Annotated in this window: 20 protein-coding genes; 15 read left to right on the top strand and 5 right to left on the bottom strand. The window is 38.6% G+C overall.

The window, feature by feature from the left end; genetic code table 11:
* Positions 1 to 62: 62 nt before the first annotated feature.
* The 12 genes from ACFQIC_RS08735 (at position 63) to ACFQIC_RS08680 (ending at position 13515) form a co-directional block, all read left to right on the top strand.
* Positions 63 to 1538, top strand: coding sequence for a catalase (locus ACFQIC_RS08735; protein WP_204709813.1), 1476 nt, complete (start codon positions 63 to 65; stop codon positions 1536 to 1538).
* A 153-nt stretch (positions 1539 to 1691) separates the two neighbouring features.
* Positions 1692 to 1949, top strand: coding sequence for a DUF4190 domain-containing protein (locus ACFQIC_RS08730; protein ID WP_204709815.1), 258 nt, complete (start codon positions 1692 to 1694; stop codon positions 1947 to 1949).
* 218 nt (positions 1950 to 2167) lie between these two features.
* A complete protein-coding gene (locus ACFQIC_RS08725) occupies positions 2168 to 3379 on the top strand; it encodes an acyl-CoA dehydrogenase family protein (protein ID WP_204709824.1) in 1212 nt (403 codons plus the stop codon).
* A gap of 5 nt (positions 3380 to 3384) precedes the next feature.
* Complete coding sequence (locus ACFQIC_RS08720; RefSeq protein ID WP_204709826.1) at positions 3385 to 4164, top strand: SDR family oxidoreductase; 780 nt, start codon at positions 3385 to 3387, stop codon at positions 4162 to 4164.
* Between the two features lie 62 nt (positions 4165 to 4226).
* Positions 4227 to 5099: a 3-hydroxyacyl-CoA dehydrogenase family protein gene (locus tag ACFQIC_RS08715; protein WP_204709828.1), complete on the top strand. Its 873-nt coding sequence runs from the start codon at positions 4227 to 4229 to the stop codon at positions 5097 to 5099.
* Positions 5100 to 5112: 13 nt separating this feature from the next.
* Positions 5113 to 5511: an acyl-CoA thioesterase gene (locus tag ACFQIC_RS08710; protein WP_204709830.1), complete on the top strand. Its 399-nt coding sequence runs from the start codon at positions 5113 to 5115 to the stop codon at positions 5509 to 5511.
* Positions 5512 to 5523: 12 nt separating this feature from the next.
* The gene (locus tag ACFQIC_RS08705; protein WP_204709832.1) at positions 5524 to 6579 is read left to right on the top strand and encodes a phosphotransferase family protein; all 1056 of its coding nucleotides are present in this window, start codon (positions 5524 to 5526) and stop codon (positions 6577 to 6579) included.
* A 2-nt stretch (positions 6580 to 6581) separates the two neighbouring features.
* A complete protein-coding gene (locus tag ACFQIC_RS08700) occupies positions 6582 to 7310 on the top strand; it encodes a 2-phosphosulfolactate phosphatase (RefSeq protein WP_204709834.1) in 729 nt (242 codons plus the stop codon).
* A complete protein-coding gene (locus ACFQIC_RS08695) occupies positions 7311 to 9083 on the top strand; it encodes an acyl-CoA dehydrogenase family protein (protein WP_204709843.1) in 1773 nt (590 codons plus the stop codon).
* Positions 9084 to 9100: 17 nt separating this feature from the next.
* Positions 9101 to 9892, top strand: coding sequence for an enoyl-CoA hydratase/isomerase family protein (locus ACFQIC_RS08690; RefSeq protein WP_204709845.1), 792 nt, complete (start codon positions 9101 to 9103; stop codon positions 9890 to 9892).
* 13 nt (positions 9893 to 9905) lie between these two features.
* Entirely contained in the window at positions 9906 to 10880 is a 975-nt protein-coding gene (locus ACFQIC_RS08685; RefSeq protein ID WP_204709847.1) for a quinone oxidoreductase family protein, read from the top strand.
* Between the two features lie 310 nt (positions 10881 to 11190).
* Complete coding sequence (locus ACFQIC_RS08680) at positions 11191 to 13515, top strand: coiled-coil domain-containing protein (RefSeq protein ID WP_204709849.1); 2325 nt, start codon at positions 11191 to 11193, stop codon at positions 13513 to 13515.
* Positions 13516 to 13597: 82 nt separating this feature from the next.
* Here ACFQIC_RS08680 and glnA read toward each other — a convergent pair whose 3' ends face one another.
* Positions 13598 to 14908, bottom strand: coding sequence for a type I glutamate--ammonia ligase (glnA, locus tag ACFQIC_RS08675; RefSeq protein ID WP_204709858.1), 1311 nt, complete (start codon positions 14906 to 14908; stop codon positions 13598 to 13600).
* Between the two features lie 258 nt (positions 14909 to 15166).
* Between glnA and ACFQIC_RS08670 the strand changes: the two genes are divergently transcribed.
* Both ACFQIC_RS08670 and ACFQIC_RS08665 read left to right on the top strand, forming a co-directional pair.
* Positions 15167 to 15622, top strand: a complete 456-nt coding sequence (locus tag ACFQIC_RS08670) for a DUF2188 domain-containing protein (RefSeq protein ID WP_204709860.1) — start codon at positions 15167 to 15169, stop codon at positions 15620 to 15622.
* A gap of 207 nt (positions 15623 to 15829) precedes the next feature.
* On the top strand, positions 15830 to 16024 hold the full coding sequence (locus ACFQIC_RS08665; RefSeq protein ID WP_204709862.1) for a YwbE family protein: 195 nt from the start codon (positions 15830 to 15832) through the stop codon (positions 16022 to 16024).
* A gap of 655 nt (positions 16025 to 16679) precedes the next feature.
* Here the strand turns inward: ACFQIC_RS08665 and ACFQIC_RS08660 are convergent.
* From ACFQIC_RS08660 to ACFQIC_RS08645, 4 genes are all read right to left on the bottom strand, one after another.
* Complete coding sequence (locus tag ACFQIC_RS08660; protein WP_204709864.1) at positions 16680 to 17075, bottom strand: hypothetical protein; 396 nt, start codon at positions 17073 to 17075, stop codon at positions 16680 to 16682.
* 441 nt (positions 17076 to 17516) lie between these two features.
* Positions 17517 to 18509, bottom strand: coding sequence for an acrylyl-CoA reductase family protein (locus ACFQIC_RS08655; RefSeq protein WP_204709872.1), 993 nt, complete (start codon positions 18507 to 18509; stop codon positions 17517 to 17519).
* Between the two features lie 15 nt (positions 18510 to 18524).
* Complete coding sequence (locus ACFQIC_RS08650) at positions 18525 to 18737, bottom strand: hypothetical protein (RefSeq protein WP_204709874.1); 213 nt, start codon at positions 18735 to 18737, stop codon at positions 18525 to 18527.
* Positions 18738 to 19577: 840 nt separating this feature from the next.
* Complete coding sequence (locus ACFQIC_RS08645) at positions 19578 to 20249, bottom strand: hypothetical protein (protein WP_204709876.1); 672 nt, start codon at positions 20247 to 20249, stop codon at positions 19578 to 19580.
* Positions 20250 to 20372: 123 nt separating this feature from the next.
* Between ACFQIC_RS08645 and ACFQIC_RS08640 the strand changes: the two genes are divergently transcribed.
* The gene (locus ACFQIC_RS08640) at positions 20373 to 20942 is read left to right on the top strand and encodes a M15 family metallopeptidase (protein WP_204709878.1); all 570 of its coding nucleotides are present in this window, start codon (positions 20373 to 20375) and stop codon (positions 20940 to 20942) included.
* Positions 20943 to 20952: the final 10 nt, after the last annotated feature.

Below are 20952 nucleotides of genomic sequence, written 5' to 3'. Positions count from 1 at the left end.
TCCTGATGGGTCTATTGACTTGTTATGGGCAAATCTACTTTTCCTATGAAAGAGAGGGTATTATGTCAGATCAAAACAATAAGAAGCGTATGACGACCAATCAAGGTGTACCTATTTCTGATAACCAGAACTCAAGAACTGCAGGTAGAAATGGCCCCATACTTATCGAAGACTATCAAATGATCGAAAAAATCGCTCACTTCGATCGTGAACGTATACCCGAGCGTGTTGTTCATGCACGTGGTGCCGGAGCTCACGGTGTCTTCATTACGAAGAATAGTATGAGTAAATATACAACAGCAGATTTCCTACAGGAAGCAGGGAAAGAAACGCCTCTTTTTACTCGTTTCTCAACCGTAATTCACGGAAAGCACTCCCCTGAAACAGCTCGGGACCCACGTGGTTTTTCAGTTAAGTTTTACACAGATGAAGGGAACTATGATTTCGTAGGTAATACTCTTCCTGTGTTCTTTATTCGTGATGCAATTAAATTCCCAGATGTTATTCATTCTTTAAAGCCAGATCCAATAACAAATGTTCAGGATCCGGCCCGCTATTGGGATTTCATGTCCCTTTCTCCAGAAACTACTAATATGATGCTTCACCTTTTTACAGACGAAGGGATTCCTGCCACTTACCGAAACATGCGTGGATCTAGTGTTCATGCTTTCAAATGGTATAATGCACAAGGAGAAACATTCTATGTGAAACTTCGCTGGGAAACTAAGCAGGGGATGAAAAACTTAACTCCTGATGCTGCTCAAGAAGTTCAAGGTAAAGACTTTAACCATGCTTCCGTAGACTTGTACAATGCTATTGAAAAAGGTGATTATCCTGAATGGGATCTTTATGTACAAGTTTTACGTCCAGATGAACTGAATGACTTTGACTTTAATCCACTGGATGCTACGAAGGATTGGTTAGAAGAAGATATTCCTTGGGAGCTTGTCGGAACTATGACGTTAAATAAAAACGTAGATAATTTCTTCGAGGAGACCGAGCAGGTTGGTTTTAATCCAGGAGTGCTTGTACCTGGCATGCTTCCTTCTGAAGACCAACTTCTACAAGGACGTCTATTCTCTTATTCAGATACTCAGCGTCATCGTGTTGGACCGAACTATCAACAATTGCCAATTAACCGTCCAAAAGTAGAGGTGAACAATAACCAGCAGGATGGGTTTATGGGTAGAGACTCAGGTGTTCGTCATACAAACTATGAGCCAAATAGTAGAGATGGTGAACCAGCACCTGTTGATGGCTACAAGGATCCAGCTCAGCCGATACAAGGTGATGCGGGCCGCGAAGTTATTGATAAACCAAACTACTTTGGTCAGGCCGGTAGGATTTATCGAAGCTTTGATGAGGATAAGAAAAACGCGTTAATCCGTAATGTAATGATGGATTTCGATCAGATTGAGGATCGCAGTATTGTAGGTCGTCAAATAGCGAATTTCTACCATGCCGATGAACAACTAGGAAAAACTCTTGCTGAAAAATCTAATATTACCTTAGATGAATATGTAGGTAACAAAGTATAAAATGAGCAACGAGAGCCTTATCTTTATTGAATAAGGCTCTTTTGTGTTTTATATCGTGGAAGGGTTTTAAGAAGATATATAGAAAAGAGTGTAAGAAGATTTATAAAGCGAGGTTGTTTACACATCGTCGAAGAACAAGAAGGGAGCAGCGTAATGAATGATGAGGATAGTTCTGCAAAAGCTTCTATTATTCTTGGGGTTTTATCGATTTTATTTCCGCTCATGGGTTTGATTCTAGGTATATTAGGTCTTTCCTATGCCAATAAAACATTAAAAATCACGGATACTAGTGAAAATTATCGAGGGATGGCAATGGGTGGAAAGATATGTAGTATCGTTGGAATATGTTTGCAAGTGTTGCTGATACTATTAATTTCTCTAGGGGTAGCCATTATTTGGAGTTTTACTTAATCCACAGTAAATAAAACAGTAAAAGGTGATGCAGTTAAACTTGGAATTTGCTTTATTCCGACTTTATTATTTAACGATATGTAATGCAACGGTGAACACCCTCTTGAAATGAATAAGTATTCAGTTATCACTTGAATTTTCAGAATTGTCGGTATAAAATAGAATATATACATACTAACCATTTGGTATGTTATTGAGCGGGAAAGGAGTACGATCAATTGAATTTTGACTACTCAGAGAAAGTTAAAGAGTACCAACGAAAACTTAATGATTTTATGAGCGAACAAATTTATCCTAATGAAAAGATATACGAGGAGCAGTTAAATGCTCAGCAATCAAGATGGACAGAGATACCGCCGATTTTGGAAGAGTTAAAAGTTAAAGCTAAGGAGCAAGGACTATGGAATTTGTTTCATCCGGATGCTACATATGGAGCTGGATTGACGAACTTAGAGTATGCTCCACTTTGTGAAATCATGGGGCGATCGTTAATTGCCCCTGAAATTTTTAATTGCAATGCACCGGATACAGGAAATATGGAAGTGTTGTCACGATATGGAAGTGATGAACAAAGAGAAAAATGGTTGAAGCCACTTCTAGAAGGAGAGATTCGCTCTTGCTTTTCTATGACGGAGCCTGATGTAGCCTCGTCTGATGCGACGAATGTAGAGGCACGGATTGAACGAGATGGAGATGAGTATGTTATTAACGGACGGAAATGGTGGTCTTCTGGAGCTGGTGATCCTCGCTGTGAGATAGCAATTTTTATGGGGAAGAGCGATACTGAAGCCACTAAATATGAGCAACAATCTATGATTCTAGTACCTTTAGACACACCAGGCGTTTCAATTAAACGAATGCTCTCAGTTTTTGGTTACGACCATGCCCCTCATGGCCATGGAGAGATAGATTTTGAAAATGTCAGGGTTCCTGCAACCAATATGATTTGGGATGAGGGAAAAGGTTTTGCAATTGCCCAAGGTAGGCTTGGACCGGGTCGCATTCATCATTGTATGCGTCTTATTGGAGCAGCCGAACGTGCGCTTGAAGATTTGTGTGTGCGTGTGGAAAATCGTATCGCGTTTCATAAGCCACTCGCTGAACAGGGTGTAATCCAAGAGTGGATTGCTGATTCTAGAATTGAGCTTGAACAGGCAAGACTTCTTACATTAAAAGCAGCATACATGATGGACACTGTTGGAAATAAAGCATCTAAAACAGAAATTGCAATGATTAAAGTTGTTGCTCCAAATATGGCGCTTAAAGTGATTGATCGGGCAATTCAAGCTCATGGAGCAGCTGGTGTAAGTGAGGATTTCACTCTTGCAGCACAATGGGCTAACTCAAGGACACTGAGATTAGCGGACGGCCCTGATGAAGTTCACCGCAGGCAAATTGCTAAACTAGAGCTATCTAAATATAAGGAGTGATCATTTTGAACGTTATGGAACTATTTAATTTAAAAGGAAAAACCGCAATTATTACGGGAGGCGGCCGTGGTTTAGGGGAACAGATTGCTGAAGGTTTAGCGGAAGCTGGTGCGAATGTTGTTTTATGTTCTCGGAAAAAAGAAGCATGTGAAATAGTAGCGGAACGTTTAGAAAATAATCTTGGAATCCAAACGCTAGCCTTGGGTTGTGATATCACGAATCCTGAGGATGTTCAACAAGTTATTGACCAAACTCTTGAAGAATTCAACAGCATCGATATATTAGTTAATAATAGTGGAGCTACTTGGGGAGCACCGGCTTTAGAAATGCCGTTAGAAGCTTTCCAAAAGGTTATGAATGTCAACGTCACCGGAACGTTTCTAATGTCGCAAAAAGTAGGTGAAGTGATGGTTGAACAGGAATCAGGAAAAATTATTAACATTGCTTCAGTTGCCGGACTTGGAGGAACTGATCCTCGCTTCATGGATACCATTGGCTATAATGCAAGCAAGGGAGCCGTAGTCACCTTTACTAAAGATCTTGCCTTGAAGTTGGGAGAAAAAAATATTCAAGTGAACGCACTAGCACCGGGATTTTTCCCTACTAAAATGTCAAAAGGGCTTCTTGAACAAGGGGGAGAATTCATACTAGATCGTACGCCCCTTGGAAGATTTGGGAGTGAAGAAGATTTAAAAGGTGCGGCTTTATTTCTTGCATCAAATGCATCCAATTACGTCACAGGGGATGTTCTTGTTGTAGATGGAGGGATGCACGCGTCTTGTTAATGGTCATAGGAACTCTTAACCGATGCGATTGGCGATAGAGAAATGATTGAGGAGGAGATATGATGAATGTTCAAAATATAGCGGTTGTAGGTGCAGGGGCAATGGGCCATCAGATTGCAATGCTTAGTGCCCTTGGTGGTTATCAGACGAGTTTACAAGATATTAGTGAAGATTCCTTACACCACGCTAAAGTTAAGCTTAAGGATATTATGGATAAATGGGTAAGCAAAGATAAGCTTTCTGTAGAAGAACGAGACCTTGCTTTTGAAAGAATTCATTATACAACGGATATGCGTGAGGCTGCTGGTGAAGCTGATCTTGTTATTGAAGCAGTCGTTGAAAAATTAGACGTAAAGCGAGAAGTTTTCACAAAAATAGATGAAGTTGCGCCAAGGCACGCGGTGTTGGCTACAAATTCATCAACAATCGTAAGCTCACTCTTAGCTGACGCTACTAGCCGACCAGGTAATGTTTGTAATATGCACTTTTTCTTTCCGCCCCTTGTGATGGATTGTGTTGAGGTCGTTAAAGGAGAGCACACTTCCGACGAATCTGCTCAACTTGCAATGGGTGTATGTGAACAAATGAACCGGACGGCTGTTCTTTTGCAGAAAGAGATCTCAGGGTTTATTGCCAATCGTATTCTTTTTGCTATTCAAAAAGAAGCGATGTCCTTGTATGAAGGTGGCTATGCTGACTTTAAAGATATTGATAAAATTACCAGAAAAGCGCTTCGCCATCCAATTGGCCCTTTCGAATTAATGGATTTATCAGGAATTGATATTGGTTACTATGTAATGCAACAGAAATATGCAGAGTCAGGAGACCCTAATGATAAGCCGTCCCAGACGATCATCGATAAAGTAGAAGCAGGAGAGTTCGGTCGAAAGACTGGAAAAGGCTTCTATAGTTATAACTCAAAAGCAAAAAGGTAAAGGGTGGGAAGCTATGCACGATACACAAATTTCAGTGCGGTTTTGTGAAACAGACCTGCTCGGACATGTAAATAACAATAATTTTTTTATTTATATGGAAGATGCAAGAATTCAATTTTTTAATGATCTTCAACTTGTTGATGACGATTGGAATTTTATATTAGCTTCCATTAAATGTGACTTTGTTCGTCAAGTCTATTATGGTCAGAATCTTCTTATTAAAAGTGGGGTCATTAAGATGGGGAACTCAAGCTTCCACATTGAACAAGACATTTATGAGGAACGTTCTGGTGAACTCGTAGCAAAAGGCACCTCGGTTATTGTTCAGTTTGACTTCGACAAGCAAGCGAGTAAACCATTGACCGCTACTATGAGAAAACAGTTAGAAATTCATCAAATGGCAGCAAATTAAGGAGGTCTAACCATGGAACAAACGAAGGATACACGTGAGGTAAGAAAAGGAGAAGAGTTGGACCTTGAGAAGGTTGAGACTTTTTTACATCAACATATTTCTAATCTCCCGAAAGCGCCACTTCAAGTCCGTCAATTTGGTACAGGTCATTCCAATCTAACTTATCAATTAAAAGTTGGAGATTGGGAAGCTGTACTACGCAGACCGCCAATGGGTCCAGTTGCTCCTAAAGCCCATGACATGGAGCGTGAGTACAAAATATTGAAAGCGCTTCACCCTGTATTTCCGTTAGCCCCTGAACCTTATGCATTCGATTCTGGAAAGGTACTAGGGAAACCATTCTTCATTATGGAACGAAGGCATGGTCTCGTCTTTGATACAAAGTTTCCTGAAGAGGTAGCAGCATCACCTGAACTAGGGAAACGACTTTCAGAATCCATGGTTGATCGATTGGTAGAGCTGCATTCTATTGATTATAAAAAAACAGAGCTCCAACATATGGTGAAGCCAGAAGGGTTTATGGAAAGGCAAATTCATGGTTGGATTAAGCGATATGATCAGGCGAGAACAGATGATGTTGTCACAGGTGACCGTTTAAAAGATTGGCTTAAAAGTAATATCCCGTCTTCAATGGAAGCTTCAATTATTCATTATGACTATAAGCTCAATAATGCCATGTTCAATGAACAAGCTGACATGGTTGGGCTGTTTGACTGGGAAATGACAACAGTTGGCGATCCTCTAGCAGATGTTGGAGCTGCAATGAGTTACTGGATTGAAAGTGGCGACCCTGAATTATTGAAAACAGGACTTGGTAAAGTTCCACTTACCGCTCAAGAAGGTTTTTATACTCGGGATGAGTTTCTTGAGAAGTATGCCGAAAAAAGCGGTCGTGATTTAGAACAGATCCACGTCTATGTCACCTTTGCCTATTTCAAGCTAGCTGGCATCATACAACAGATCTACTACCGTTACAAAAAAGGACAAACGAATGATCCGCGATTCGCTCAAATGAATGTATTTGTAAATAACTTAATCAAACATGCAGAAGAAACGGCGGGTCTATAATCATGGGGAAAATTCAACTCATCTTCAAAAAAGAAGATATTCAGCCAGAACAAATGAAGGGGAAAGTAGCTGTAGTATTTGATGTGCTTTTTGCGACTTCCACGATAACAGCAGCATTAGCTGATGGAGCAAGTTCAGTAATAGCTGTATATGATCAATCTCAAGCTCGTGAAAAAGCAAAATCGCTTGAGGAACCTTATGTATTAGCAGGAGAGGATCAAGGTCGTACTATCGAAGGGTTTCATCACCCTCTTCGGACCCATTTAAACCCGATTGTTAAAGGGAAACATCTAATTCTTTCTACGACAAATGGAACAGTTGCCATTAACCGATCAAGCCAGGCAGATCACCTTTACACCTCTTCTTTATTGAATAATAGAGAAATGGCTAAGCACTTAATTGAGAATCACAATGACGATACGGTCGTACTTGTCTGTTCAGGTAGCAGTGGTCATTACACGATGGAGGATTTTTATGGAGCAGGGAGCCTCATCTCTTACTTAGTAGAAAAGGGAAACTTTGAACTCTCTGACGCAGCGCAAACTGCCCTTCTTTTTTATAACGGGCTGTCCATCTCACCGTTTCAACTTCTTCGTTCAACACGGATTGGTGAAGTTTTAGTTAAAGCTGGGTTGGATGAACAGGAGATTAAGTTTGTGGCACAAGAAGGTGTGCTCCACACAATTGGAAAGTATGACCCATCCACTAGGCAAATTAAGGAGGTTGAATAGATGAATCCTGTAGAAAGTGTAGTTAAAGGAGGAGACTTTTTAATATCTGAAGTGCTTCCAGAAGTCATTTTCACTCCAGAAGATCGAACACAAGAACATAAAATGATAGCCGACACGGCTCGACAGTTTATTTCCCAGGAAATACATCCATATCGCAAGGAAATAGAAGCAGGAGATTTTAATTTAGTCTCAAATAAAATGAAGCATGCTGGAGAGTTAGGGTTACTAGGGCACAGTATTCCTGAACAATATGGCGGTTTGGGGCTAGATAAAATTAGTAAAGCTATCGTAGGTGAAGCATTAGGAAACGCCAGTGGCTATAGTGTGGCTCATTCCAATCACACTTGTATTGCAACTTTACCCATTACTTACTTTGGTACAATTCAGCAAAAGGAAAAATATTTACCTAAGTTAGCCAGTGGCGAATATATTGGAGCCTATTGCCTAACAGAACCAGACGCAGGTTCAGATGCTTTATCATCTAAAACCAAAGCAACCCTTAACAAAGAAGGGACTCACTACATTTTAAATGGAACCAAACTTTACATTACCAATGCCTCATTCTCAGATACCTTTATCGTCTACGCAAAAGTAGATGGTCAACATTTCAGCGCATTCATCGTTGAGCGAAATTTCAGAGGATTATCAATAGGTCCTGAAGAAAATAAAATGGGTATCAAAGGCTCTTCTACCTGCTCGGTTATATTAGAAGATTGTGAAGTGCCTAAAGAGAATTTGCTCGGTGAAGTAGGTAAAGGTCATTTAATTGCACTGAACGTCTTAAACTTAGGGCGATTCAACCTCGGATTCGCCACTACAGGAGCAGCCAAATATTGCTTGCAATTAGCGTTAGAACATATAACCGAACGTAAGCAATTCGGTCACACCATTGCTGAATTTAATGCCACCAAACAAAAAATTGCCCATATGTCTGCACGACTGTATGCTACCGAATCACTACTGTACCGTACAGCAGGGCACATTGAATCCGCATTGGGTGATTATTACGATTCAACCGATCATAAGGCAATCGCAAAGGCTATGAATGAACATGCCCTAGAATCTGCAATATGTAAGATCACCGGATCAGAGACTTTAGATGAAATCGCCGACGAATCATTACAACTTCACGGCGGCGCTGGATTCATTAAAGAATATCCGATTGAGCAAGCGTATCGCGACTCGCGCATCAATCGTATCTTTGAAGGTACGAACGAAATCAATCGACTGTTGATCCCCGGAACCTTTTTCAAAAAAGCAGCAAAAAATCAATTCGATGCCCAAACGCTAATGGAAAAAGCAGAACAATCCTTGAAGAACGGCACATATAAAAACGTTGAAGGTCCTTTGGAAAAATTGCAAGAGGCCGTCCGCTTATTTAAAGACCTCTACTTGGTTTGTGCTGGCGCTGCTTTTCGAATATACGGAAACGCTATCCAAACAGAGCAGGAAATACTAATGAATTTGGCCGACTTGGCCATTGCGATTTATGAGAGTGAATCTACTGTTCTTCGCACAATTAAGGCTATTCAATCATCTGATCCTGAGGCTGAACTCAAGACTAAGCTTTCATATACCGTTCTTGAAAATAAGACTCTTAACGTACAACAAACCATTACCACTTTATTGTCTAGTTTACTGAAAGGAGAAGAACGTATAAGGACTATGCGTAGTGTCGCTGTATTATTAAGTGAATATCAATGGGAAGACTCCATTGAACGTAATCGTGCAATTGCAGATGTGATGATTGAAGAAAAACACTATATTTCTTAAATAGGGAGTGGAGAGAAATGGGTAAATTAGGTAATGATCATTTAAGTGTAAGTGTAAACGGACCTGTGCTTTCTTGTACATTGAATCGGCCGGATCGTTTGAATGCTTTTTCAGACCATATGATTTTAGGGCTTCAAGATGCAATTTTAGAAGCTGAACATAATAATGAAATTAAAGTTGTGGTGTTGTCTGGTGCTGGACGCGCTTTCTCAGCTGGTGGTGATGTTAAAACCATGGGTGGGGAATCCACAGCAAGTGATTTATACGATCACGTTGGGGAGTTAAATAAGCTAATTCTTATGATAAAGGATCTAAGTAAACCCGTTGTGGCTGTCGTTCATGGTTATGCTGCAGGAGCAGCTTTTAACTTGGCTTTAGCTTGTGATCAAATCATTGCTGGTGAAGAGACAAAATTTGTTTTAAGTTTTGCTCAAGTGGGTCTAGTGTCAGATGGAGGAGGTCACTATTTCTTATCAAGGATCTTAGGCCCTTACCGTACGAAGGAATTACTGTTTAATGCTGAGCCGATTTCTGTAGAAACAGCTCGAGAATGGGGGTTAGTGAATCGTGTCGTGCCACTTGCTGATCTTGAAACAGAGGCATTGAACTATGCAGTGAAGTTGTCGAAGGGACCAGGTAGAGCTCTAGGGATGATGAAAAAAATAGTGGATCAATCAGAACGTTCAGACCTGGCTACGATTCTTGAACAAGAGAGAATAACTCAAACAATGATGGTGTCTAGTGATGATCACAAAGAAGGTGTTCAAGCTTTCAAAGAAAAACGCAAGCCTGAATTTTTAGGGAAGTAAGGAGGGGTCATTTATGAAAGCTGTTCAATTTAAGGAATATGGCGGACCTGATGTACTACAAACAAACCAGGTAGAACGTCCGGTTCCTAAGCAAGGTGAAGTTTTAGTTAAAGTTACTGCGATAGGTGTTAATTACGCGGATACAGCAAGACGACAAGGGGAGTATGTGATACCCACGCCTCTACCATTTACTCCTGGTGCAGAAGTTGCGGGAATAGTAGAAGAAGTGGGGGAGTATGTTGATCAGTTTTCTAAAGGAGACCGTGTTGTTACATTAGTGGGATCAGGAGGTTATGCTGAGTTTGTTACGACGCAAGCAAATACGTTAATTCCTCTACCTGATGGGTTAGATGATGAAACTGCTGTATCTCTCCCGTTGCAAGGATTAACAGCTTATCACTTGCTGACGACCATGGGGAGGATTGAACAAGGAGAAACCGTACTAGTGCATGCGGCAGCTGGTGGAGTTGGGTCTTTAGCTGTTCAGCTAGCTAAGCATTTTGGTGCGGGAAACGTGATTGCAACAGCGAGTACGGAAGAGAAATTAGCCTTAGCTAAAGAATTAGGAGCAGATCATGTTGTTAATTATACAAACCCAAATTGGCGAGAAATCGTCATGGATGCTACAGGAGGAAAAGGAGTCGATATCGCCTTAGAAATGGTAGGCGGCGATATTTTTCACGAAACGATCAAGTGTATGCGATCATTTGGACGAGTCGTTATTTACGGAGTCGCAAGCGGGAATCCAGCAGAAATGTATCCATCTGGATTAATGAACCGTAATTTATCGGTTATTGGCTTTTTCCTACCACAAATTATGAAAAAACCGGTCTTATTTGAAAAAAGTTTGGGAGAACTTTTATCTCTCGTTAATCAAGGTAAATTAAAATTAACGGTTGGCGGTGTTTACGATTTGGAAGATGCTGCTCGTGTTCATGAATTATTGCAGGGAAGAAAAACAAAAGGTAAATTAATTTTAAAACCATAGAAGTGGCCGTCCTTATTGGGCGGCTTTTCCTTTTAGCAATAACTTCACGAGACATAAACACTTTAGGTTACAGAGAAGGATGCTTCAAGAACGATAACATTGTAATCGTAGGGAATATGTATAAGAAATCAACAATATTAGAGGTTCATAGGAATTTATAAGAGATATATTGAATAGGATTAGTCGAGGACTGCTATGGGGCAGTTCTTTTTATATGGGTTTTCTATAAGTAACAATCTCTATGTTCAAACATACAGATAATGTATGTATTCGCCTAGGAAAAGTAAAGTATTTATCGGAGGTTAACGGTATGAAAAGTGATCCTATACAAATGCAACAAAGACTAATTTACTTTAAAGCTGAATTAGATAAATACAAGGATAAAGTCAAAGATTATCAGGATAACTATCACTACTCCTTGCTAGAAAAGCTTAAAACAGAAAACGAATATTTGATACAGGAAAAAGAAGATTTAGTCATTCAAGTCAATGCAGCGAAAGGAGAATTAGACAAACGATTAAGGGGGAATGATAAACAGTTTACCGTTTATAAGGAAGCACAAGAGAGGTTAAAAAAAGAAAAAGGTTCACTTGAAGAAAAGATTTCAAATTTAACAAATCAAAAACAGAGCTTATTTAGTGAGATCAAGACTATAGAAAAGGAATTGACCCTAAATCGTAAACGATTAGCTCAACAGCAAAGTGATACGGCGTTATTACAAGCAAGTTATATTCATTTACAAAAGAACTTTGAGGATCAGAAAAAATATTATGAAACAGAAAAAATAGCAAAAGTGAATGCTTATGAACAGGTAGAAAAACTAAAAGAGGAACTAAATGAAGTAAACAGTCAGACTGATGAAAGTACAACGGCATACAAGAAAGAAATACTAGGGTTGAAGGAACACATTAGTGACTTAGATCAAATTATCTTAGAACAAGAGGAAATGAGGAGACAAACAGAATCCAGTCTGGAGGAAAAAGAGCAGGAAATTCGGGAAATAAAAGAGAATGAGAAAGCATATGTAAAAACGATAGAAGAGTTAACAGGAGAGAACACATTATTACAAGAGCACAATGACAAGTTAAATAAAGATGTAACACAGTTAGTAGCTGCAAAGAGTCAGGCATTTAAGGTAGTCGAGGAAAAAGAGCAGGAAATTCGGGAAATAAAAGAGAATGAAAATGCATATGAAGAAACGATAGAAGAGTTAACAGGAGAGAACACATTATTACAAGAGCACAATGGCAAGTTAAATGAAGATATAACACAGTTAGTAACTGCGAAGAATCAGGCATTTAAGGTAGTCGAGGAAAAGGAGCAGGAGATTCGAGAAATAAAAGAGAATGAAAATGCATATGAAGAAACGATTGAAGAGTTAACAGGAGAGAACACAGTATTACAAGAGCACAATGACAAGTTAAATGAAGATATAAAACAGTTAGTAGCTGCAAAGAGTCAGGCATTTAAGGTAGTCGAGGAAAAAGAAGACCAAGTAAGATCAATTATGGAGGAAAAAGAGCAGGAAATTCTGGAAATAAAAGAGAATGAGAAAGTATATGAAAAAACGATTGAAGAGTTAACAGGAGAGAACACATTATTACAAGAGCACAATGACAAGTTAAATGAAGATGTAACACAGTTAGTAGTTGCGAAGAATCAGGCACTTAAGGTAGTTGAAGAAAAAGAAGACCAAGTAAGATCAATTATGGAGGAAAAAGAGCAGGAAATTCGGGAAATAAAAGAGAATGAGAAAGCATATGAAGAAACGATAGAAGAGTTAACAGGAGAGAACACAGTACTACAAGAGCACAATGATAGGTTAAATGAAGATATAACACAGTTAGTAGCTGCAAAGAGTCAGGCATTTAAGGTAGTTGAAGAAAAAGAAGACCAAGTAAGATCAATTATGGAGGAAAAAGAGCAGAAGATTCGAGAAATAAAAGAGAATGAAAATGCATATGAAGAAACGATAGAAGAGTTAACAGGAGAGAACACATTATTACAAGAGCACAATGACAAGTTAAATGAAGATATAACACAGTTAGTAGCTGCAAAGAGTCAGGCATTTAAGGTAGTTGAAGAAAAAGAGCAGGAGATTCGAGAAATAAAAGAGAATGAGAATGCATATGAAAAAACGATCAAGGAGTTAACTGGAGAAAATACACTACTACATGATTATAACGAAAACTTAAATGATAAGCTAAATCAGTTATTAGAAAAAGAAAAACAAGTGCTTTTAGAAATAGAAGAAAAGGATCAAGAAATTCATAAAAGTAAAGAAAATGAGAGTGCTTATGAAGAAACGATAGAAGAGTTAACAGGAAACAACACATTACTACAAGAGAACAATGAAACGCTAAATAAAAGGGTTAATCAGTTACTAGAAGCGGAAAAGGAGATTTTTGCTGAAGTGACAGAAGAGGGTGGAGAACTAGACTTTATATCTCAACTTGAAGAGCAATTGAAAGGTTTGATAGGTCAATCCTTTGAGTATGAAGAAAGTTTAGACTCAAAGATGAATTTCATGAGTGCTTTAGAAAATAAATTAGATGAACTTACAAATGGAATGAATGATTTAGAAGAAGAAGATCGAAGTAAAGGTGATCTTAAAATTTCAAATGATGATGAGTAATTATATAGAATTTTAAAAATCCCCCGTGATTCAATTTGGAGATAGTTGGAATCACGAGGGATTTAGAATATACTAGTTTGTTTTATTTACTCATATAATGGTCAAGTTCCCATTGACTTACTTGTAGAGAATAGTTTGTCCATTCTTCTTCTTTTTCTTCGATATATACTCTGGAAGTATGTTCTCCTAGAGCGTCCATTAGTACTTCGTCTTGTTTTAGAGACTGTAGAGCCTCTTTTAAGTTGGTTGGTAAAGTTGGAACACTATCATCTGTTACTTCGTATAGGTTACGAGATTCTGCTTCACCTGGATCCATTTTGTGACGAATACCTTCAAGACCAGCTTGAGTGAGTACGGCTAACGTCAAGTATGGGTTAGCTGTAGGATCTGGATTACGTACTTCAAAGCGTGTTCCCATTCCACGTGTTGTTGGTACGCGAATCATACAGCTGCGGTTAGAGTGAGACCATGCGACACTTACAGGGGCTTCATACCCTGGAACCAAACGTTTATAAGAGTTTACATTTGGATTGGTAATCGCAGCGATACCACTTGCACGGTGAAGAATTCCAGCCATAAAGTGCTTCATCGTTTCTGATAATTCATCAGAGGACCCGTTGTCGTAAAAGGCACTATTTCCACCTTTAAATAAAGAAAGGTTACAGTGCATACCTGATCCATTACCACCAGTAACAGGTTTTGGCATGAAGGTTGCGTGATATTGGTGATTTGTGGCTACTTCTTTTACAATATTTTTAAAGGTTTGGATATTATCCGCTGTTTTTAACATTTGATCATAACGGAAGTTAATCTCGTGCTGACCTTCAGCTACTTCATGGTGAGAAGCTTCCATTTCGAAACCAATTTTCTTAAGTGTACGAACAATGTCTCGACGTACATTATCGCCTTTATCCTTCGGTGAAGCATCGAAGTAGCCAGCACGGTCATTCATTTTACGAATAGGGTAACCTTCATCATTTAGTTTGAAAAGGAAAAATTCTGGCTCCGGACCAACGTTGACAGTGTAGCCTGAATCAGAAGCTTGTTGCATAGCCCTTTTTAGAATATACCTTGGATCTCCTTCAAAAGGTTCACCTTCTGGAGTATAAATGTCGCAAATAAAACGAGCGATACGGTCATTGTCTACAGCTTGTGGTAAGATTAAAAATGTATCTAAATCTGGATAAAGATACATATCGCTTTCTTGAATGTCAGAGAAACCGGAAATAGAAGAACTATCGAACATGGCTTCGTTATTCAATGCTGTGTCAATTTCTTCAATTGGAAGTTCTACGTTTTTAGTATCTCCTAGCATGTCAGTGAATTCTAAACGAACAAATTCTACATTTTCTTCATTCACAATCTGCTTAATCGATTCCTTCGTATAAGTCATATTTCTTTTCCCTCACCTTTACTTTAATTTTTGAGATTTGTGTGCTAAATGAATAGTGTGAAATCTCTGAATTATCCTATGTTAGGAATTCTAACACAATACGTAGTTCATTTCTAATAAAAATTTAATATTTTCATGATTTTTTTTAGAAAACTTCATATTGGTTGATTTTGTCTGATTTTGACGAACGAAAATTGTTTAATAAATGTCTAGGAAAGGTAAACATTAATAAACTGTGAAGAAAAGGAGTGTGAGAATATGCCGTGGGATATGGATGATTATCCTAGTTCATTGAAGAACCTTGATACAACTGTTCGAAAAAAAGCCATAGAGATTGCCAATGCAATGATTGATGAAGGGTATGATGAAGGACGTGCTATTCCTATTGCTACGGAGCAAGCTAAAGAGTGGCATGAAAAAGCTAGTAAAAGTGAAATTGACCAAATAAGGAACATGTCTGATAACAGTTTACGTAGCAGCGATAATAAAGCTGAATCAAGTGGTCCGGAACTTATGGAAAAGGGTGAGCATGTTGTTGCCCATGAAAAGGGGTGGGCTGTTAAATCGGAGGATGCTATGCGCGCATCGAATGTATTTGAAAATAAAGAAGAAGCTGTTCAACGAGCTGAAGAAATTGCGAAAAACAAAGGCACGAAAATGATTATTCATAAAAAAGATGGAAGTATCCAAAATCATACGTCATATGATAAATAAGCAAGTAAGACTTGGAGATAAGCGAAATATGAAACTACGTAAGACACCCTCATATTTGGTGTCTTTTTTATTGTAATGACTATTTTATTCGTTTAACAGAATTTTTCAATCAAACGTTTTTGTCTTTTCTTTGGTGATAAAGGTTTTGTGTATAAAATTCTTTTCCCATGGTATGATTACTGAAGTAATTTAATATGGAGGGTTATTATGAACGGACAAAAACGAAATGATATTAAACAAGGGATAGAAGTAGATATTGTTCTAAAGCAGGATCAAAGAAGTGGCAAGTTGACACGTGGAGTTGTCAAAGATTTATTAACTAAATCACCTAATCATCCCCATGGTATTAAGGTACGGCTAGAGGATGGTCAAGTAGGTAGAGTTAAGCAAATTCATCAATAAAAAAAGGCGTATCTTTTTAGTAAGGGTTCGGTTAAAGAGTGAAAAATATTAAATTATCAAGTTTCTAGCAGTCCAACTTATGTGAATTGGACTGCTTTTTTGGTTGATGTAGTAAGGTTTATAAAATAGAAGAAAAGTAGAATATTCCGACGTTTGAAACAGAGAAAGGGCACGTACGAATAGTTATGCACATTGACGAAGTTGTGCTTGTTGCGCTAACTTAGCAGAATTGTTGAAGACTCGATTCCGAGATAATTGTGTGGAGAAAGGGGCGGTGTGGAAGGAGTCGCTTTCCCCACCGCCCCTTGCCGTATGTTTCTATCGAAATCGTGCCGTTCTACCGTCCCTGTTAAAGCATGAGATGTCTGATATAACGCCAATTGAAGCAGAGGATATGGCCATCACAGTGGGGATGATAATTTCCAGTGAAGTGTGTCAGTTATTTTAGCAGAAACTGTTTCATTTTAAATGACGGTCACAGCAACAATCGAGGATAAGAAAACCATGAAAATGTCCGAGCTTTTCACTTTTTTATGTAGCAATAATGGTGTTACTTATCCTGTTAATTATGTTTATAATCATAATACGACTTTATTTTAATTTAAAAAATTTGTAATTCAAAACCGAACCCGTTATCTTTCTAGGATTAGTGCTTTTAGTCATTTATTAGGCCTGCGTAGTCATGATAAGGCATTTCGATGGTGAAGAAATCTCCATCTTCGTCTCTAGTAGCAGCGATGATTGTGCAGGTGCTGCCGAAGATAGTGAACATAACATGGTCTGCATTTTGAAAAGGTTCATCTGCTAAGGAGAAACCAATCTCAGTTAATCTCATTTGTTGATCATGGGAAAGAACATTTTCTTTTTGAAGATCAATCATAGGTCGCACGGTTGAAGTGTAATAAGGATCCTGTGCTATTTCAAAATCAATATCTACACGAAGGTCATTTGAAAAATCGCCAAGCATATCTTTAACTATTTTTTTTAGTTCAGAGAAATCGAGTAAAAAGCGTACGTCCTCAGGTTCTAATTGCTTTAAATAGCAAGACAATGGGGATCCTCCTTTAACATCTTTGTTTCTTCTAATCGTACCATGCTGTAAATTAGAAAAGCGAGTCAGACCGTCGTCTGACTCGCTTATTATATTCGGAATAATGAAATTGTAAATTCTTTTAGTTGATTACTTACGTGTTAGCGCAAATACGTTATGAACCCATAATGCCGCGGTCCTTCTACATGGTAGTTTTTATCAACTTAAACGACACAATCCCTACCTCTATTGCATCCTTACAGCTCCGAAGCTGATCCAGTGTGATTAAGTAGTGATAAAACATAGCAGAATGCCAGTTTCATACACATCACTCTCTCATTTTTCCGATTTACCTTTATAGCGAAGGCACTAATATAACAATATAATATAGTTTGGAGTTATTGTCAATGTTTTTTTGTTTATTCTGCTTTGTTTTAATAAAACTACCATAAAATTCAAGATTTAAAGTTTCACTATTGCTCGACCTCGTGTTTGTCCATTTAATATATCCTTTAATGTAGCTGGTACATCTTCAAGGGTGATTTCAAATTTGATCTGTTCAAAAGAATTAGTTGTTTTTAAATCATTGGCTAACCGATGCCAAACTTTTTTTCTAGTATCCATTGGGCAATTAACAGAATCGATTCCAATTAAACTAATCCCTCTTAAAATGAATGGATAAACTTGTGCGGGAATATTAGTTCCGCCTGTTAGTCCACTAACGGCTGCAGCCCCATTGTATTTAAGCTTGCCTAAAATTGAGGCTAATTGTTCACCGCCTACAGGGTCAATGGCTCCAGCCCAGCGCTCGCTAGTTATGGGTTTGAGATTGCCGTCATAGACATCCTCACGTGATAAGACTTTACTGGCTCCCAGGTCTTTTAAATAATCAGTATGCTCTAAACTTCCGGTGCTAGCTTCGACGTTAAAACCTCGTTTTGCTAACATAGCCACAGCCATACTGCCGACTCCCCCTGTAGCACCAGTGACTAAAACAGGTCCATCTTCAGGCGTAATGCCGCTCTTTTCTATGCGGTGTATTGATAGGGCAGCAGTAAAACCGGCTGTACCGTATATCATAGATTCCTCTAGAGATATTCCATCAGGAAGAGGGACTATCCAGTCGGCAGGTACGTTTGCGTATTCACTGTAACCTCCATGATGGTTTACTCCGATTTCATAACTTGTTGCTATGACAGCGTCCCCTTTTTGAAAACGGGGATCGTTTGATTCAACTACTTTACCTGATAAGTCAATTCCTGGGATGATTGGATAGTTTTTGACTAAACCATTATTCGGTGTAGAAACTATGCCATCCTTATAATTAACACTTGAATAATGTACTTTAATAAGTACATCGCTATCTGGTAACTTATCTTGTGTTAACTGTTCGATTTGTGCGTTTATTTCTCCTTCATCTGTTTTCCTGATTTGATAAGCATGAAATGGTTTCATTGTTGTCACCTCGGTTTACTTCTTAGAATTTTTATTTTTAAAGTCTTCGCTGTATTTCTCTTCGGTTGAGGAATCGTTTTTTGATTGATGACCTTGTTCTATCTCGCGTTCCTCTTTTTTCATATCTTGATCTGGCACAGGATCTTCTGGGCGTTTTTTTTCTTCTTTTAGCTTTTCTTCTATTTCCTTCGAACTATAACTAGATTTGTTTTTATCGTTATTAGTCATAGCTTCACCTCCGTAGTTGTTATATCTATTCCTTTTTCCGGTAATGTTTAAACAGGTATTAGAAAAACTACTTGTTATTAGGTGTGAAAAAGAAAGGCTGTTGCCATTGGTAACGGGTTCACTTCAGGGGTGTAAACAAGCAATTCACAAGGGTGGAAGTAAATATTTACACCCTGTGATTTTGCTGCGGTTTATGTTGATTTACTAGGTTTGTGAAATGATGTACTTAAACTAGCAGAACAGGATTGTTGAAGACTCGATTCCGAGATGATGGGGGTTCGTTACCGTATAAGGGATAGGGGTGGCTTTGAAACAACTCGCTTTCCTGCGGGGGACTGGCAAGCCTCCTCGGTCGTTGTCACTCCCTGTGGGGTCTTGCCTAACTCCTTCTCCCGCGGGAGTCTCGTCATTTCAAAGCCACCCCATTCGACATGGAAATGAACGAACCCCAGCATAGGAGAATGCGTCTTACCTATGCTATAGAATAAAGCCTCACCCAACACGATTCTCACGCATGAGGCATTCTGTTCACGTGAAGTAGCTTATCCGATGTTTCCGTTCTCCTCACGAAAGCAAGAAGGTCCGGGAAAACGGATGCGCCTTGGTCAGCGTCGTATGGACTGGACTGAGCTGTCGGAGAGTCCTTCATAATATGGGGGTTAGTTCAACAAAAAATCACAGTGAAAAAGGCTTAGAGATAAAACTTCTCTAAGCCTTTTTCACTGTGATTTTAGAATGTGGATTGTATTGCGACAGTCTTGTGAATAGTTCTGTAATTTCCTCTGTGATTTAGCATTTTTCATCTCACAAGTGAACCCTTTATGCAATTAGGGCAACGGCTTATTGAGATTCTTTTTTTTGCCATTCTTTATTTTCTCCGTTTTTTTGTCTTTTCCATTTGTTGATGATTTTTTGTATAAACGTTGTTTTGATTAAATAATCCAAAACTGTACTTATAATAAGACCGTGTAAAATCACTCCTGTAATGGTAAACACAACGACAATTATTTGCCCAATTCCTGTTTCAGGTTCAAAAGCTGTCTTTCCGAAAAAGATCAGAGTTGTCAGCAAACTTAAGAATGCTTGATAATAATTTTCTAAGTTAGCCTCGACATTTTTTAACGGAATAATGAGTATAAAAATGAGAACCATTGTTACTCCTGCCACGTAAGATAATTGTTGTTTTTGCAAAAAGTGAATGAATGGTTTCGTATAATATTTTGTGATGGATTTAAGTCTTAATAAATGAAGAATTCGAGCAAATCTAGCAAATTGAAAAACAGCGTCTAGAGGAACGGCGGCAATAACAATAAAGGGATTTCTTTTAATAAATGTCCATTTATTTGAACTATTGAATAATCGATAAAGGAAGTCAATAAAGAAAATACTCCATGTAATCCAAACGATATAACTATCATATTGAGTTTCTTTCCATATGGTAGCGACAGCTAAAGTGGCTAAGGCGATCATTAGGAGCTCATAAACTGTCTTCGTTGCTTTTTTTAGAGCCATGTCTCTACCTCCTGCTAAAATATAAGACTATTATATCATTTATAGCCAAATGTCGAATCATGAAGCGGGAATTGTGCGTATGATAAAATTGGCATAAAAGATTAGAAGGAAGGGACTTACGTATTGAGAGCAATTTTTATTCGAACGGTTTGGTTTCTATTCATTGTTTCTGCAGGTGGTACGATTGTTTATTCATTGATAGATATTCAAGAACGCCAAGTATATTATGTAGAAGAAGGGGAACTTCCCACTGAACTCCATCCTACAGTAGATAAGAAAAAGGATGAGCTTATCGAGAAAGCGAAAGGTATAGGAATTAACGTGGTGATCACTGACGGAGTTCGATCGATTGAAGAGCAAGAAGAAATTTATGAACGTGGTCGATCAAAAGAGGGAGAGATTGTTAGCTACGCAGAAGGTGGAGAGTCCTACCATAATTATGGTTTAGCGATTGACTTTGCATTGGCAACTGCTGAGGGAAATGTGATATGGGATACTGAACGTGATTTGAACGGTAATGGAGAAGCAGATTGGATGGAAGTAGTGGAAATTGCTAAGGGTTTAGGGTTTGAATGGGGAGGTGATTGGGAATCATTTGAAGATTATCCTCATTTACAGATGGACTTTGGACTAAGCACACGTGAATTGCAAAATGGAAAGCGACCCCGCGCTGGATCTTTAGATAACGAATAAAATCCCACTA

It is taken from the genome of Halobacillus seohaensis (assembly GCF_042663045.1).
GTDB classification, from domain to species: domain Bacteria; phylum Bacillota; class Bacilli; order Bacillales; family Halobacillaceae; genus Halobacillus_A; species Halobacillus_A seohaensis.
The sequence above is the reverse complement of the archived record's forward strand: the minus strand, read 5'-3'. Positions and strand labels throughout refer to the sequence as shown.

Bases quoted from the DNA above. Each gene is read 5' to 3' on its own strand.
- ACFQIC_RS08730 (WP_204709815.1), top strand. From the start codon at position 1,692: ATGAATGATGAGGATAGTTCTGCAAAAGCTTCTATTATTCTTGGGGTT.
- ACFQIC_RS08700 (WP_204709834.1), top strand. From the start codon at position 6,582: ATGGGGAAAATTCAACTCATCTTCAAAAAAGAAGATATTCAGCCAGAA.
- ACFQIC_RS08715 (WP_204709828.1), top strand. From the start codon at position 4,227: ATGAATGTTCAAAATATAGCGGTTGTAGGTGCAGGGGCAATGGGCCAT.
- ACFQIC_RS08670 (WP_204709860.1), top strand. From the start codon at position 15,167: ATGCCGTGGGATATGGATGATTATCCTAGTTCATTGAAGAACCTTGAT.
- ACFQIC_RS08680 (WP_204709849.1), top strand. From the start codon at position 11,191: ATGAAAAGTGATCCTATACAAATGCAACAAAGACTAATTTACTTTAAA.
- ACFQIC_RS08685 (WP_204709847.1), top strand. From the start codon at position 9,906: ATGAAAGCTGTTCAATTTAAGGAATATGGCGGACCTGATGTACTACAA.
- ACFQIC_RS08690 (WP_204709845.1), top strand. From the start codon at position 9,101: ATGGGTAAATTAGGTAATGATCATTTAAGTGTAAGTGTAAACGGACCT.
- ACFQIC_RS08650 (WP_204709874.1), bottom strand. From the start codon at position 18,737: ATGACTAATAACGATAAAAACAAATCTAGTTATAGTTCGAAGGAAATA.
- glnA (WP_204709858.1), bottom strand. From the start codon at position 14,908: ATGACTTATACGAAGGAATCGATTAAGCAGATTGTGAATGAAGAAAAT.
- ACFQIC_RS08735 (WP_204709813.1), top strand. From the start codon at position 63: ATGTCAGATCAAAACAATAAGAAGCGTATGACGACCAATCAAGGTGTA.
- ACFQIC_RS08655 (WP_204709872.1), bottom strand. From the start codon at position 18,509: ATGAAACCATTTCATGCTTATCAAATCAGGAAAACAGATGAAGGAGAA.
- ACFQIC_RS08710 (WP_204709830.1), top strand. From the start codon at position 5,113: ATGCACGATACACAAATTTCAGTGCGGTTTTGTGAAACAGACCTGCTC.
- ACFQIC_RS08705 (WP_204709832.1), top strand. From the start codon at position 5,524: ATGGAACAAACGAAGGATACACGTGAGGTAAGAAAAGGAGAAGAGTTG.
- ACFQIC_RS08665 (WP_204709862.1), top strand. From the start codon at position 15,830: ATGAACGGACAAAAACGAAATGATATTAAACAAGGGATAGAAGTAGAT.
- ACFQIC_RS08695 (WP_204709843.1), top strand. From the start codon at position 7,311: ATGAATCCTGTAGAAAGTGTAGTTAAAGGAGGAGACTTTTTAATATCT.
- ACFQIC_RS08645 (WP_204709876.1), bottom strand. From the start codon at position 20,249: ATGGCTCTAAAAAAAGCAACGAAGACAGTTTATGAGCTCCTAATGATC.